This window comes from Burkholderia sp. E168m15 (assembly GCF_016586105.1).
Lineage (GTDB): Bacteria > Pseudomonadota > Gammaproteobacteria > Burkholderiales > Burkholderiaceae > Burkholderia > Burkholderia orbicola.
This window is the reverse complement of record NZ_BCPO01000034.1, coordinates 20648-34514: the sequence shown is the minus strand read 5'-3', so window position 1 is coordinate 34514 and position 13867 is coordinate 20648. Positions and strand designations below refer to the sequence as shown.

11 protein-coding genes are annotated in these 13867 nt (G+C 65.2%); 1 reads left to right on the top strand and 10 read right to left on the bottom strand.

The genetic code is table 11. The features are described from left to right. The first annotated feature begins 183 nt into the window (after positions 1–183). The gene (gene ppk1 / locus JMF86_RS06160) at positions 184–2247 is read left to right on the top strand and encodes a polyphosphate kinase 1 (protein WP_006476331.1); all 2064 of its coding nucleotides are present in this window, start codon (positions 184–186) and stop codon (positions 2245–2247) included. Positions 2248–2340: 93 nt separating this feature from the next. On the opposite strand, the gene phoR is transcribed toward ppk1, so the two are convergent. The 10 genes from phoR to ftsH form a co-directional block, all read right to left on the bottom strand. Continuing rightward, the gene (gene phoR / locus JMF86_RS06155; RefSeq protein WP_006476332.1) at positions 2341–3660 is read right to left on the bottom strand and encodes a phosphate regulon sensor histidine kinase PhoR; all 1320 of its coding nucleotides are present in this window, start codon (positions 3658–3660) and stop codon (positions 2341–2343) included. A 57-nt stretch (positions 3661–3717) separates the two neighbouring features. After that, complete coding sequence (phoB, locus tag JMF86_RS06150; protein ID WP_006750313.1) at positions 3718–4419, bottom strand: phosphate regulon transcriptional regulator PhoB; 702 nt, start codon at positions 4417–4419, stop codon at positions 3718–3720. A gap of 29 nt (positions 4420–4448) precedes the next feature. After that, a complete protein-coding gene (gene phoU / locus JMF86_RS06145; protein WP_006476334.1) occupies positions 4449–5153 on the bottom strand; it encodes a phosphate signaling complex protein PhoU in 705 nt (234 codons plus the stop codon). A gap of 18 nt (positions 5154–5171) precedes the next feature. Further along, positions 5172–6020 (bottom strand): phosphate ABC transporter ATP-binding protein PstB, encoded by an 849-nt coding sequence (pstB, locus tag JMF86_RS06140; protein ID WP_006490515.1) that lies wholly within the window; start codon positions 6018–6020, stop codon positions 5172–5174. A gap of 15 nt (positions 6021–6035) precedes the next feature. Further along, complete coding sequence (gene pstA / locus JMF86_RS06135; RefSeq protein ID WP_011545091.1) at positions 6036–6929, bottom strand: phosphate ABC transporter permease PstA; 894 nt, start codon at positions 6927–6929, stop codon at positions 6036–6038. Beyond that, on the bottom strand, positions 6926–7912 hold the full coding sequence (gene pstC, locus JMF86_RS06130) for a phosphate ABC transporter permease PstC (RefSeq protein ID WP_011545090.1): 987 nt from the start codon (positions 7910–7912) through the stop codon (positions 6926–6928). Before pstC ends, pstA begins: the two co-directional genes overlap by 4 nt. Positions 7913–8006: 94 nt before the next feature. Continuing rightward, entirely contained in the window at positions 8007–9041 is a 1035-nt protein-coding gene (pstS, locus tag JMF86_RS06125) for a phosphate ABC transporter substrate-binding protein PstS (protein ID WP_006490565.1), read from the bottom strand. 443 nt (positions 9042–9484) lie between these two features. Then, a complete protein-coding gene (gene glmM / locus JMF86_RS06120) occupies positions 9485–10840 on the bottom strand; it encodes a phosphoglucosamine mutase (RefSeq protein WP_011545088.1) in 1356 nt (451 codons plus the stop codon). Between the two features lie 31 nt (positions 10841–10871). Then, positions 10872–11813 (bottom strand): dihydropteroate synthase, encoded by a 942-nt coding sequence (gene folP, locus JMF86_RS06115; RefSeq protein ID WP_074800344.1) that lies wholly within the window; start codon positions 11811–11813, stop codon positions 10872–10874. Between the two features lie 28 nt (positions 11814–11841). Further along, complete coding sequence (gene ftsH / locus JMF86_RS06110; RefSeq protein ID WP_011694248.1) at positions 11842–13737, bottom strand: ATP-dependent zinc metalloprotease FtsH; 1896 nt, start codon at positions 13735–13737, stop codon at positions 11842–11844. Positions 13738–13867 lie beyond the last annotated feature (130 nt).

Sequence of the window (13867 nt, the reverse complement as noted above, 5' to 3'; positions counted from 1 at the left end):
TTGCCACGCTTCACGGGCATGCACACTGCTCGATTCCATATAGCCGAAACATTTATGCGACGAAAGGGTTACGGCGTAGAATTTCCCGATATAAAACCATTATTGTCATCAGCACGTCATCGTACCGTGAGAGTTTCCGAGCGTCCTTTCGAATCATCGCCTGAATTACCTCCTACTCTGCCGATGTCCGTCCGTTACCCGCTTCTCAACCGTGAACTCGGCATCCTCGGTTTCAACGAGCGCGTGCTGGCCCAGGCGGCCGATCCGCAAGTCCCGTTGCTCGAGCGCCTGCGCTTCATCTGCATCACCAGCAGCAATCTCGACGAATTCTTCGAAGTCCGGATGGCCGGCCTGCAGGAACAGATCCGCGACAACCCCGGCGCGCTGACGCCCGACGGCATGTCGCTGCAGCACGCTTACGATCTCGTCGTCGAACGCGCGCAGCGGCTCGTGCATCGACAGTACACGATGCTGCACGAAACCGTGCTGCCGGCGCTCGAACAGGAAGGCATCTACTTCCACGCGAGTGACTCGTGGAACGACGAGCAGCTCGAATGGGCGCGACGCTACTTCCTCGACGAACTGCTGCCGGTGCTGACGCCGATCGGCCTCGATCCGGCCCACCCGTTCCCGCGCGTGCTGAACAAGAGCCTGAACTTCGTCGTCGAGCTCGAAGGCCGCGACGCGTTCGGCCGCCAGGCCGTGATGGGCATCGTGCAGGCGCCGCGCGCGCTGCCGCGCGTCGTGCGCATGCCGCATGCGCTGTCGGGTTTCGAGCACGGCTTCGTGCTGCTGAGCTCGTTCATGCAGCGCTTCGTCGGCGAACTCTTCCCGCAACTCGTCGTGAAGAGCTGCAACCAGTTCCGCATCACGCGCAACAGCGAGCTGTTCGTCGACGAAGACGAAATCACGAACCTGCGTGTCGCGCTGCAGGGCGAACTGCCCGCGCGCCACCTCGGCAACGCGGTGCGCCTCGAAGTGTCGGCCGACACGCCGCTGCACATCGTGCGGCGCCTGCTCGAGGAAAGCGAACTCGGCGACAAGGACTGCTATCGCGTGGCCGGGTCCGTGAACCTCGTGCGCCTGATGCAGATTCCCGATCTCGTCGACCGCCCGGACCTGAAGTTCACGCCGTTCACCGCATCGACCCCCGCGGTAATCGCCAACGCGCCGACGATGTTCGACGCGATCGACGCCGGCGACATCCTGCTGCACCACCCGTACGAGAGCTTCCAGCCCGTGCTCGAACTGCTGCAGCAGGCCGCGAGAGACCCGAGCGTCGTCGCGATCAAGCAGACGATCTATCGCACCGGCACCGACTCGCCGCTGATGGACGCGCTGATGGAAGCCGCGCGCAACGGCAAGGAAGTGACCGTCGTCGTCGAGCTGCTCGCGCGCTTCGACGAGGAAACCAACATCAACTGGGCGTCGCAGCTCGAAGCCGTCGGCGCACATGTCGTGTACGGCGTGGTCGGCCACAAGTGCCACGCGAAGATGATGCTGATCGTGCGACGCGTCGTGCAGGCCGGCAAGGCGTCGCTGCGCCGCTACGTGCATCTCGGCACCGGCAACTACCATCCGCGCACCGCACGCCTCTACACCGACTTCGGGCTGATGACGGCCGACCAGAAGATCTGCGAGGACGTGCATCACGTGTTCCAGCAACTGACCGGGATCGGCGGCGAACTGACGCTGCACGAGCTGTGGCAGTCACCGTTCACGCTGCATCCGCGCATCATCGAGTCGATCCGCGCGGAGATCGACAATGCGCAGGCCGGCAAGCGCGCGCGCATCGTCGCGAAAATGAACGCGCTGCTGGAACCGTCGGTGATCGCCGCGCTGTACGAAGCGTCGCAGGCCGGCGTCAAGGTCGATCTGATCGTGCGCGGCGTCTGCGCGCTGAAGCCCGGTGTGCCGGGGCTGTCGGAAAACATCACGGTGCGCTCGATCGTCGGCCGCTTCCTCGAACACCACCGCATCTACTATTTCCATGCGGGCGGCGCCGAGGACGTCTATCTGTCGAGTGCCGACTGGATGGACCGCAACCTGTTCCGCCGCGTCGAAGTCGCGTTCCCGATCCGCGAGCGCAAGCTGAAGCGGCGCGTGATCGCCGAGGGGCTGTCGGTGTGCCTCGGCGACAACCAGTCGGCATGGCAGATGCACAGCGACGGCCATTATCGCCGGCGCCGCACCGGCAAGACGATCCGCAACGCTCAGCTCGGGCTGCTCGCGAAGTTCTGCTCGTGAACCGTCGGCGCGATGCAGATCGCGCCGACGCATCGCCATGAAAAAAAGCAGCCCGCGGGCTGCTTTTTTGAACGCCGACGAGCCGCTACACGATCATGCTTCGTAAGCAGCCGGCCGGATCGCGATGACGCGCGAGCCCGGGAACCGCGCGGTGAACGTACTGCCGCGCCCTTCCTCGCTCTGCACGTACAGATGCGCATCGTGCCGCTGCAGCACGTGCTTGACGATCGCGAGCCCGAGGCCCGTGCCGCCCGTATCGCGCGAGCGGCTGCGATCGACACGGTAGAAGCGCTCGGTGAGCCGCGGCAAATCGGCGGCCGGAATCCCGAAGCCGCTGTCCGTGACCGAAAACACGCCCTGCGCGCCCTCGCGCCGCCACGACACGACGATCTTGCCGCCGTCCGGCGTATAGCGGATCGCGTTCGTGACGAGATTCGCGAACGCGCTGAACAGCTCCGTCTGCGCCCCCGTGACGCCGAGCGTCTCGTCGATCGAGAACGCGATGTCGTGATGCCCGTTCGACAGCGTCTGCGCATCCTCCTTCAGATGATCGAACACCGCCCGCATGTCGATCGCATGATCGACCGGCGGCTTGCTCTCGCCTTCCAGCTTCGCGAGCACCAGCAGGTCGGTCACGATGTGCCGCATCCGTGACGCCTGCTGCTCCATCATGTCGAGATAGCGCGCGCGGTCCTCCTCGTTCAGCGGCAGCTCGCGCATCGTCTCCAGGAAACCCGACAGCACGGTGAGCGGCGTCTTCAGCTCGTGCGACACGTTCGCGACGAAGTCACGCCGCATCGCGTCGGTGCGTTCGAGCTCGGTGATGTCCTGCGTGAGCAGCAGCTTGCGGTTCTCGCCGTACGGAAACACCTGCACGGCCAGCACGTTCTGCCGCGAGTCGCCCATGCCGCGCATCAACAGCGTCTCGTCGTAATGCTGCGCATTGAGGTAGCGGACGAAATCGGGATGGCGCACCAGGTTCGTGATGTGCTGGCGCAGGTCGCGCTTCGCATCGAGGCCGAAATGGACTTCGGCGATCGCATTGCACCACTCGATCTGGTCGTGATCATCGAGCATCGCGACACCGTTCGGCGAGGCCTGGATCGCCTGGATGAAACGCGAGTGCTGCTGTTCGACCTGCCGCACCTGCGCATGCCACTGCTTCGCGAGCTTGTGCAGCCGATAGTAGATCTCGCCCCAGATGCCCGGCGCGCTCGGCACCTCGCCGTAGACGGGCGCATCGAGCAGGCGCCACAGACGCTGCGTATGGAAGGTGCTGAAAAAGCCCTGCGCGACCAGCATCACGACCACGAACACGAGGCCCGCGGTCGGGCCGGCGAAGACGCCGACCAATACGCCGATCAGCACGAGCAGCACGAGCGACACCAGAAAGCGCGCCCAGATGATGTTCATGATTCAGCGTCCGAAAGAAGGAGCGGCACGCCGCGGCACGCGGCATGCCCGAATACGTTACGCGTGCTTGGCGAGGCGGTAGCCGCTGCCGCGCACGGTTTCGATCATCGCATCGCAGCCGGCCGGTTTCAAGGCCGCGCGCAATCGTTTGATGTGCACGTCGACGGTACGCTCCTCGACGAACACGTGGTCGCCCCACACCTGGTCGAGCAGCTGCGTGCGGCTGTGCACGCGCTCCGGATGCGTCATGAAGAAATGCAGCAGGCGGAACTCGGTCGGGCCGAGATCGAGCTTGATCTCGCTGCCGTCGCCGTGCGCGGCGACGCGATGCGTGGCCGGGTCGAGGCGCAGCCCGTTGATCGACACGACGTCCTCGGTCAGCTGCGGCGCGCGGCGGCGCAGCACGGCCTTGATGCGCGCCATCAGCTCCTTCGGCGAGAACGGCTTCGTCACGTAGTCGTCCGCGCCGATTTCGAGGCCGAGCACCTTGTCCTGCTCGTCGCCGCGGGCGGTGAGCATGATGATCGGGATGTGCTTGGTCCGTTCGTTGTTGCGCAGGTCGCGCGCGAACGCGATGCCGGACTTGCCCGGCAGCATCCAGTCGAGCAGCACGAGATCGGGCAGCACGTCGCTGATCAGGTTCTGCGCCTGTTCGGCGTTGTAAGCGCGGATCGGGCAGTGACCGGCGTGCTGGAGATTCACCGAGATCAGTTCGGAAATCGCGGGCTCATCTTCAACGACGAGAATGTTGCTGGGCATCGGCACCTCTGTTCTTCCTATGGAGTCGATTAACTGTTGGCTTCGCGATCGAGCGTGTCGCGCGGCTGGTGCCGCACGTCGGTGCCCTTCACGATGTAGATGATGAATTCGGCGATGTTCTTCGCGTGGTCGCCGATCCGTTCGATCGCCTTCGCGATGAACAGGTAGTCGAGGCCGACCGAGATCGTGCGCGGATCTTCCTGCATGTACGACACGAGCTTGCGCACGAACGCGCGGAATTCCATGTCGATTTCCTTGTCGTCCTTGACGATCTGCGCGGCGGCCACCGTATCGAGGCGCGCGAACGCGTCGAGCGCGCGGCGCAGGATCGTCACGGCCATCTCGCCCGACACCTTGATCTCGGCGATGTTGACCGCACGCGCGGCCGGCTCGTCGACCAGGCGGCGCACGCGTTTGGCGATCTTCTCGGCCTCGTCGCCGGCGCGCTCGAGGTTCGTAATCGTTTTCGAAATCGACATCAAAAGACGCAGGTCACGTGCGGCAGGCTGTCTCCGCGCGATGATGTTGCCGCATTCCTGGTCGATGTCCACTTCCATCGCGTTCAGCGTTTCCTCGGCCGCGATCACCTTCTCGGCCGTATCGCGATCGAATTCGTTCAGCGCGCGCATCGCGCCGACGATCTGCGACTCCACGAGTCCGCCCATTTCCAGCACTTTCGACGACACGGCATTCAGGTCCGCGTCGAACTGGCTCGACAGATGTTTATCCGACATGGTTGTTGTTCTCCGTCATCAGCCGAAGCGGCCGGTGATGTAGTCTTCCGTTTCCTTGCGCACCGGCTTGATGAAGATCTTTTCGGTCTCGCCGAACTCGATCAGCTCGCCCAGGTACATGTAGGCCGTGTAATCCGAGCAGCGTGCGGCCTGCTGCATGTTGTGCGTGACGATCACGACCGTGTAGTCGCTCTTCAGCTCCGCGATCAGCTCTTCGATGCGGCCCGTCGAGATCGGGTCGAGCGCCGAGCACGGCTCGTCGAGCAGCAGCACTTCCGGACGGATCGCGATGCCGCGCGCGATGCACAGACGCTGCTGCTGGCCGCCCGACAGCCCGTAGCCGCTCTGGCCCAGCTTGTCCTTCACTTCGTTCCACAGCGCGGCCTTCGTGAGCGCCCACTCGACACGGTCGTCCATTTCCGAGCGCGTGAGCTTTTCGAACATCTTCACGCCGAACGCGATGTTGTCGTAGATCGACATCGGGAACGGGGTCGGCTTCTGGAACACCATGCCGATCCGCGCGCGCAGCAGCGAGATGTCGCGCTTCGTCGTCAGCAGGTTCTCGCCGTCCATCAGGATCTCGCCTTCGGCGCGCTGCTCCGGATAGAGCGCGAACATCTTGTTGAACGTGCGCAGCAGCGTCGACTTGCCGCAGCCCGACGGGCCGATGAACGCCGTCACCTTCCCTTCGGGAATGCGCAGGTTGATGTTCTTCAGCGCGTGGAACTTGTTGTAGAAGAAGTTGAGGTTGTTGACCTCGATCTTCGCGTTCAGCGGCGCGAGCGGACGGCCGTGCGCCGCGTCTTGCGTGCCGGCGGGCGCAGCGGTGCGCTCGACGGGATTCAGGTGGCTTTCTGCCATATTCATCGGATTGCTCCGCCGTTACTTTTTCGAGAAGATCGAGCGCGCCAGGACGTTCAGTCCGAGCACCCCGAGCGTAATCAGGAACACGCCCGCCCACGCGAGCGACTGCCATTCCGCGAACGGGCTCATCGCGAACTTGTAGATCGTGACCGGCAGGTTCGCCATCGGCTGGCTCATGTCCCACGAGAAGAACTGGTTCGACAGCGCGGTGAACAGCAGCGGCGCCGTTTCGCCGGCGATCCGCGCGACCGCGAGCAGCACGCCCGTCACGATCCCGCCGACCGACGCGCGCAGCGTGATCTTCAGCACCATGCGCCACTTCGGCGTGCCGAGCGCGACGGCCGCCTCGCGCAGCGCATTCGGCACGAGCTTCAGCATGTTCTCGGTCGTGCGGATCACGATCGGGATCTGCAGCAGTGCGAGTGCGATCACGCCGGCCCAGCCCGAGAAGCGCCCCGACTTCGCGACGACGATCGCGTACACGAACAGGCCGATGACGATCGACGGCGCGGACAGCAGGATGTCGTTGATGAAGCGGATCGTGCTGGCCAGCAGGTTCTTCTGCCCGTATTCGGCGAGATAGACGCCCGCGAGGATGCCGATCGGCGTGCCGACCAGCGTGCCGAAGCCGCACAGCAGCAGGCTGCCGACGATCGCGTTCGCGAGACCGCCGCCTTCGGTGTTCGGCGCCGGCGTCGATTCGGTGAACAGTTGCAGCGACAGGCCGCCGACGCCGAGATGCACGGTCGTGTAGAGAATCCACACGAGCCACAGCAGGCCGAACGCCATCGCGCCGAGCGACGCGGTGAGCGCGATCGCGTTGACGGCCTTGCGCTTGCGCTGCAGGCGGTTGCGCATCGCGTCGAGCGCGGCGCCGTCCGGCCCCGGGAAATTCATGATGGGCTCGCTCATTTCTTGCCCTCTCCCTTCTCGAGACGAAGCAGCAGCAGTTTGGAGATGGACAGCACGATGAACGTGATCACGAACAGGATCAGGCCGAGTTCCATCAGCGCGGACGTATGCAGGCCCGGCTGCGCTTCCGCGAATTCGTTCGCGAGCGCCGACGTGATGCTGTTGCCCGGCGCGAACAGCGACACGCTGTCGAGCAGGTTCGTGTTGCCGATCACGAAGGTCACGGCCATCGTTTCGCCGAGCGCGCGGCCGAGGCCGAGCATCACGCCGCCGATCACGCCGGTCTTCGTGTAGGGCAGCACGACCTTCCACATCACTTCCCAGGTCGTGCAGCCGATCCCGTATGCCGATTCCTTCAGCAGCACCGGCGTGACCTCGAACACGTCGCGCATCACCGATGCGATGTACGGGATGATCATGATCGCGAGGATCACGCCGGCCGCGAGGATGCCGATACCGATCGGCGCGCCGGACGTCAGCGGGCCGAGCACCCACACGTCCTTGAGCAGGCGGCCGAGCGGCTTCTGGAAGTATTCGGCGAAGATCGGCGCGAACACGAGCAGGCCCCACATGCCGTACACGATCGACGGAATCGCGGCGAGCAGCTCGATCGCGATGCCGAGCGGACGGCGCAGCCACACGGGCGCCAGCTCGGTGAGGAACAGTGCGATGCCGAAACTGACCGGCACCGCGATGACGAGTGCGATCAGCGACGTCACGATCGTGCCGTAGATCGGCACGAGTGCGCCATAGATGTCCGAGTTGGGGTCCCACTCGGATTGCCACAGGAAGCCGAGGCCGAACTTCTGGATGGTCGGCAACGACGCAATGATCAGGGAAACGATGATCCCGCCAAGCAGCAGCAGGGTCACGATCGCGGCGAGCCGTGCGAGGCCGCCGAACAGGACATCCCCGAGACGGCTCGGCGCGCGCTGCTGCGCGCTGTCGGGCGATCGGGAGGACGTGTATGAAATATCAGACATGGGTGCCTGCTTTTGATCGCCGGGCGCCGTAACGCCCGGCTTTACCGCACACACTGCCCGACCGGCACGGCCGGGCAGCGAACCGCTGGATGGCTTACTCGGCGGCGACCGGCTTGCCCGAAGCGTCCGTCACCTTCGTCTTCCACTGCTTGCGGATTTCCGTCTCGACCGTCGCCGGCAGCGAGATGTAGTCGAGGCTGTCGGCAGCCTTCTCGCCGTTCTTGAACGCCCAGCTGAAGAACTTCAGCGTTTCCGCGCCCTGCTCCGGCTTGTCCTGCTTCGCGTGCAGCAGCACGAACGTCGCGCCGACGACCGGCCACGCTTCCTTGCCCGGCTGGTTCGTCAGGATCTGGTAGAACGACTTCGACCAGTTCGCGCCTGCTGCTGCGGCCTTGAACGTTTCCGTCTTCGGCTCGACCACCGTGCCCGTCGAATTCTTCAGCGCAGTGTAGGTCATGTTGTTCTTCTTCGCGTACGCCCACTCGACGTAGCCGATCGCGCCCGGCAGACGCTGCACGAAGGCCGCGACGCCGTCGTTGCCCTTGCCGCCCGTGCCCGTCGGCCAGTTGACCGTCGTGCCTTCGCCGATCTTCGACTTCCACTCGTCGTTGACCTTCGACAGGTAGTTCGTCCAGATGAAGCTCGTGCCCGAGCCGTCAGCGCGGCGGACCACGGCGATGTCCGTATCCGGCAGCTTGACCTTCGGGTTCAGCGCGGCGATCGCCGGATCGTTCCACTTCTTGATCTTGCCGAGGTAGATGTCGCCGAGCACCGGGCCCGACAGCGTCAGTTCGCCGGCCTTCACGCCCGGCACGTTGACGACCGGCACCACGCCGCCGACCACCGTCGGGAACTGGAACAGGCCTTCCTTCGCGAGTTCTTCATCCTTCAGCGGAGCGTCCGAACCGGCAAAATCGACCGTCTTCGCGACGATCTGCTTCAGGCCGCCCGACGAGCCGATGCCCTGGTAGTTGACCTTCGAACCGCCGGACTGCTGGTAGTCCGCAGCCCATTTCGTATAGATCGGCATCGCGAACGTGCTACCTGCGCCCGTGATGTCGGCAGCGTGGGCGGCGACGGCGAAAAGCGCGCCAGCCAGGCCGGCAATCGCGGTTTGCATCAATTTCATGAGACCTCCAGTGTGTGAGCGGATGACTACGGCACCGCGAAGGTTAGGGGCTGCTCATGACGGTAATGTGACAATCGATGAAACTGGCGTGACAGTAACATGACTGGTTGAAAGGGAATATCGGGCGGCGCGTCGGGACGACTGAGCGGCGGTGGCGGCAAGAATTGCCTGGCGCGGAGGGATGGGGACGACGCCTGTCTTCGAGGGCGTGCTGACGCATCGTAGCGCAGCGTCAGCCGGGCGGGAAGCCTGTTTCGCGGTCGCTGAAATCGTGGGGTCGGATACCTGATGAGATCGGAATAATGCGTTTGCCGAAGTGCGTTACTTATAGGTATGGCAAACCTTTGCGTCTGACAAAAACGACGGCGCCCGAAGGCGCCGCATGCGAATTCGCCGGAAGCCGGCGCGCGGGCGGCCGGACCGCCGCGCGCGCCTGCCGCTGGTCAGGTCGTTGCCGCCCGCACCGCGTCGGCGATCGTCTCCGCATGGCGCACCGCATCGGCCGCCTGCTGCGCTTCGACCATCACGCGCAGCACGGGCTCCGTGCCCGATGCGCGGATCAGCACGCGCCCGCTGCCGGCGAGCGCGGCTTCGGCGGCATCGATCGCGGCGCGAATCGACGCGCTGCCCTTCCAGTCGGCACCCGGCTTCATCCGCACGTTGATCAGCTTCTGCGGGAACAGCGTGACGCCGTCGAGCACCTGCGCGAGCGTGCGGCCGCTGCGCTTGAGCGCCGCCAGCACGAGCAGCGCCGACACGATGCCGTCGCCGGTCGAATGCCGGTCGAGCGACAGGATGTGGCCCGACCCTTCCGCGCCGAGTTGCCAGCCGTGCTCGCGCAACTGCTCGAGCACGTAGCGGTCGCCGACCGCCGCACGGACGAACTTCACGCCCTCGCGCTGCAGCGCGACTTCGACCGCGAGGTTCGTCATCAGCGTGCCGACCGCGCCGTCGACCTTGCCGTCGGTCGCGATCCGGTCCTTCACGAGCACGTAGAGCAGTTCGTCGCCGTTGTACAGGCGGCCGGTCGCGTCGACGACCTGCAGGCGGTCGGCGTCGCCGTCGAGCGCGATGCCGAGATCGGCATGGTTCGCCCGCACCGCGCGCACCAACGCGTCCGGCGCAGTCGCGCCGACGCCGTCGTTGATGTTGAAGCCGTTCGGCGCGACGCCGATCGGGATGACGTCCGCGCCGAGTTCGTGGAACACGTGCGGTGCAATTTGATACGCGGCGCCATGCGCGCAATCGATCACGAGCTTCAGGCCGCGCAGGTCGAACGCGGCCGGAAACGTGCTCTTGCAGAACTCGATGTAGCGGCCGGCCGCGTCGTCAAGGCGACGCGCCTTGCCGAGCCCGTCGGACGGCGCGCATTCGAGCGGCTTGTCGAGCCACGCTTCGATCGCGGCTTCGGTGTCGTCGGGCAGCTTGTTGCCGTCAGCCGAGAAAAACTTGATCCCGTTGTCGTGATAAGGGTTGTGCGACGCGCTGATCACCACACCGGCCGACAGACGCAGCGCACGCGTCAGGTACGCGACGCCGGGCGTCGGCATCGGGCCAGCCAGCATCACGTCGACGCCGGCCGCCGAGAATCCGGCCTCGAGCGCGGCTTCGAGCATGTAGCCCGACACGCGCGTGTCCTTGCCGATCAACACCGTCGGACGCGAGCCTGCCGCGACGTCGGCCGAGCCGGCCAGTACCTTGCCGGCCGCGTAGCCGAGGCGCAATACGAAGTCCGGCGTGATGGGCGCTTCGCCCACCGTGCCGCGAATGCCGTCCGTGCCGAAATATCGACGTCCCATGAGTCCTTCCTCCTTCGTCTTTCTGACTTGCTTATCGTTGCCGTGCGGCTGCGCGCACGGTATTCCATACTTTCAGCGCATCGACCGTCGCCGCGACGTCGTGCACGCGCACGATCGCGGCGCCCCGCTCGACCGCGCACACCGCGGCCGCCACGCTCGCCGCGACGCGTTCCATCGGCGGCTTGCCGCCGATCACCGCACCGAGCATCGACTTGCGCGACATGCCCGCGAGAATCGGATAAGCGCGGCCGTCGGGCCGCGCGGGCGCCGTGTCCGGCAACGCGGCCAGCAGCGCATAGTTGTCGTCGACGACCGCCTTGCCGAACCCGAAGCCGGGGTCGACGCAGATGCGCTCCGCCGCCACCCCCGCGTCGCGCAGCGCCTCGGCGCGCGCAGCGAGAAAATCGCGGACGTCGGTCACGACGTCGCCGTAGTCGGGCTCGCCGACCTGCATCGTCTGCGGCTCGCCGAGCATGTGCATCGCACACAGGCCGCTGTTGCCGTCGCGCACCGCATCGATCGCACCCGGCTGGCGGAACCCCCAGATGTCGTTGATCAGATCCGCGCCGGCGGCCAGCGCCGCGCGCATCACGGCCGGCTTGTAGGTATCGATCGACAGCGGCACGTTGAGCGGCCGCAGCGCCTCGACGAGCGGAATCACGCGCGCGAGCTCCTCGTCGAGCGGCACCGGCGGCGCACCGGGGCGCGTCGATTCGCCGCCGATGTCGAGCAGGTCCGCGCCGTCGGCGATCATCCGCTCGGCCTGGCGCAGCGCATCGTCGCGCGCGAGGAAGCGGCCGCCGTCGGAGAACGAATCGGGCGTGGCGTTGAGGATGCCCATCACGAGCGGGCGTTCGAACGTCAGTTCGAAGCGGCCGCACTGGAGCGGAGCGGGAATGAATGGGGACACAGCGGAATCGGACACGAGCAACGGGCGTGGATGAATGCAAAACGGGCCGGTGTGAAGCCACACCAGCCCGTGAACGGCGTTAAAGCGGAGATTATGCCGCCGGCGTAGCCGGCGCCGGCGCGCTGCCGGGCTTGACCTCGGCGCTGCCACCGCCCGACGAATCGCCGCCGACAGCCGGCGAGCTCTTCGGCGAGCGCGGCGGACGGCCTTCCATGATGTCGTTGATCTGATCGGCGTCGATCGTCTCCCACTCCATCAGTGCGGCCGTCATCGCCTCGACCTTGTCGCGGTTGTCTTCGAGCAGGCGGCGTGCGAGGTTGTACTGTTCGTCTAGCACGCGGCGGATTTCCGAGTCGACCTTCTGCTGCGTCGCTTCCGAGATCGTACGTGTGAAGCCGCGGCCGAACGGCGACGCATCGTTCTCGTCGTCGACGTAGACCATCGGCCCGAGTGCGTCGGTCATGCCGAAACGAGCCACCATCGCACGCGCGGTCTGCGTGGCCTTGTTGAAGTCGTCCGATGCGCCGGTGCTGACCAGGTTCATGAACAGCTCTTCGGCCACCCGGCCACCGAACAGGATCGCGAGGCGGTCCAGCAGGTAATCCTTCGAATACGTCTCGTTGTCATGCTCCGGCAACTGCCACGTGACGCCCAGCGCGCGACCGCGCGGGATGATCGTGACCTTGTGCACCGGGTCGGCCTTCGGCAACAGCTTCGCGATCACCGCGTGGCCCGACTCGTGATAAGCGGTGGCGCGCTTCGCTTCCTCGCGGATCACGGCCGACTTGCGCTCCGGACCCATGAAGATCTTGTCCTTCGCGTCCTCGAAATCCTGCATCTCGACGATACGCTTGCCGCGACGGGCGGCGAACAGCGCAGCCTCGTTCACGAGGTTCGCGAGATCGGCGCCCGAAAAGCCCGGCGTGCCGCGTGCGATGACCGCCGCGTCGACGTCGTTCGCGATCGGCACCTTGCGCAGGTGCACGCGCATGATCTGCTCGCGGCCGCGGATGTCCGGCAGGCCGACATAGACCTGACGGTCGAAACGGCCCGGACGCAGCAGCGCCTTGTCGAGCACGTCGGAACGGTTGGTCGCGGCGATCACGATGACGCCCGAATTCGCCTCGAAGCCGTCCATCTCGACGAGCATCTGGTTCAGCGTCTGTTCGCGCTCGTCGTTGCCGCCGCCCATGCCGGCGCCGCGATGACGGCCGACCGCGTCGATTTCGTCGATGAACACGATGCACGGTGCATGCTTCTTCGCCTGCTCGAACATGTCGCGCACACGGGCCGCGCCGACGCCGACGAACATTTCGACGAAGTCCGAACCCGAGATGCTGAAGAACGGCACCTTCGCTTCACCCGCGATCGCGCGGGCGAGCAGCGTCTTGCCGGTACCCGGAGGGCCGACCAGCAGCACGCCGCGCGGAATGCGGCCGCCCAGCTTCTGGAATTTCTGCGGATCGCGCAGGAAGTCGACGAGCTCGGACACTTCTTCCTTCGCTTCGTCGCAGCCCGCGACGTCGGAGAAGTTCACCGCGTTGTTGTTCTCGTCGATCAGCCGCGCACGCGATTTCCCGAACGAGAATGCGCCGCCTTTGCCGCCTCCCTGCATCTGCCTCATCATGTAGAACCAGAACACGATGATCAGGATCGTCGGCCCGAGATAGTACAGCGCGGACATCAGCGCGTTCGGCTCGTCGTCGGCCTTGCCGCTGACCTGCACGCCGTACTTCATCAGATCGCCGACCATCCAGATGTCGCCGGGCGACACGATCTGGTATTTCTGGCCATCAGCCGGAGTGACGGTGAGGTTGCGCCCCTGAACGATGACGTTCTTGACCTTGCCGTTCTTGGCGTCGTCCATGAACTGCGAATAGGACACGCCTTCCTGGACGCGGGGCTTGTCGAACTGCTTGAACACCGTAAACAGCACCAGTGCGATCACCAGCCACACCGCTGCCTTCGAAAACATATTGTTGTTCAAAGCACCACTCCTTCACTCGTAGACGAGCGCCTACATTTTCCTTGCGGCGCCCCTCGGTCATTCTAATCCAGTCCGACCACCCCCGCCATAAGCATTGACAACCGCCGCGATAGCGCTTCGCTTGTCTGGC

Coding starts and splice junctions, on each gene's coding strand:
- ppk1 (WP_006476331.1), top strand. CDS start 184: ATGTCCGTCCGTTACCCGCTTCTCAACCGTGAACTCGGCATCCTCGGT.
- phoR (WP_006476332.1), bottom strand. CDS start 3,660: ATGAACATCATCTGGGCGCGCTTTCTGGTGTCGCTCGTGCTGCTCGTG.
- phoB (WP_006750313.1), bottom strand. CDS start 4,419: ATGCCCAGCAACATTCTCGTCGTTGAAGATGAGCCCGCGATTTCCGAA.
- phoU (WP_006476334.1), bottom strand. CDS start 5,153: ATGTCGGATAAACATCTGTCGAGCCAGTTCGACGCGGACCTGAATGCC.
- pstB (WP_006490515.1), bottom strand. CDS start 6,020: ATGAATATGGCAGAAAGCCACCTGAATCCCGTCGAGCGCACCGCTGCG.
- pstA (WP_011545091.1), bottom strand. CDS start 6,929: ATGAGCGAGCCCATCATGAATTTCCCGGGGCCGGACGGCGCCGCGCTC.
- pstC (WP_011545090.1), bottom strand. CDS start 7,912: ATGTCTGATATTTCATACACGTCCTCCCGATCGCCCGACAGCGCGCAG.
- pstS (WP_006490565.1), bottom strand. CDS start 9,041: ATGAAATTGATGCAAACCGCGATTGCCGGCCTGGCTGGCGCGCTTTTC.
- glmM (WP_011545088.1), bottom strand. CDS start 10,840: ATGGGACGTCGATATTTCGGCACGGACGGCATTCGCGGCACGGTGGGC.